The 611-nt window shown below is 54.7% G+C and carries 1 protein-coding gene; it reads left to right on the top strand.

The annotated features are described in order from the left end of the window. Nucleotides 1-611: colicin-like bacteriocin tRNase domain-containing protein (locus tag ABEB28_RS42875; protein ID WP_345734056.1), on the top strand; the 611-nt coding region annotated here is incomplete at both ends.

Raw genomic sequence — 611 nt, 5'->3', positions numbered from 1 at the left:
GGCTGAAGGACTGGCTTTATCAGTTTCCGGCGATGCGTTGTCGGCCGCCGTTGCTGATGTGCTGGCTGCCCTGAAGGGGCCGTTTAAGTTTGGTCTGTGGGGGATTGCGATCTACGGTGTGCTGCCTTCTGAGATTGCAAAAGATGATCCGAAAATGATGTCAAAAATTATGACGTCATTACCGGCCGATGCGGTGACGGAGACTCCGGCAAGTACTTTACCACTGGACCAGGCGACGGTTCGTGTCAGACAACGGGTTGTGGATGTGGTGAAGGATGAGCGGCAGCATATTGCGGTTGTCGCAGGTCGGCCAATGAGTGTCCCTGTGGTGGATGCGAAACCGACAAAACGTCCGGGGGTATTCAGTGTGTCGATTCCGGGTCTCCCGTCTCTGCAGGTGAGCGTACCGAAAGGTGTTCCGACAGCGAAAGCCCCGCCAAAAGGCATTGTTGCTGAAAAAGGTGATTCACGTCCGGCTGGTTTTACAGCCGGTGGTAACTCCCGTGAGGCCGTTATTCGTTTCCCGAAAGAGACCGGACAGAAGCCGGTTTATGTGTCGGTGACAGATGTTCTTACCCCGGCACAGGTAAAACAGCGTCAGGAGGAAGAAA

This window comes from Cryptosporangium minutisporangium (assembly GCF_039536245.1).
GTDB classification, from domain to species: Bacteria; Actinomycetota; Actinomycetes; order Mycobacteriales; family Cryptosporangiaceae; genus Cryptosporangium; species Cryptosporangium minutisporangium.
Note: the sequence above shows the minus strand (reverse complement) of the source record. Positions and strands in the feature narration are given on the sequence as shown.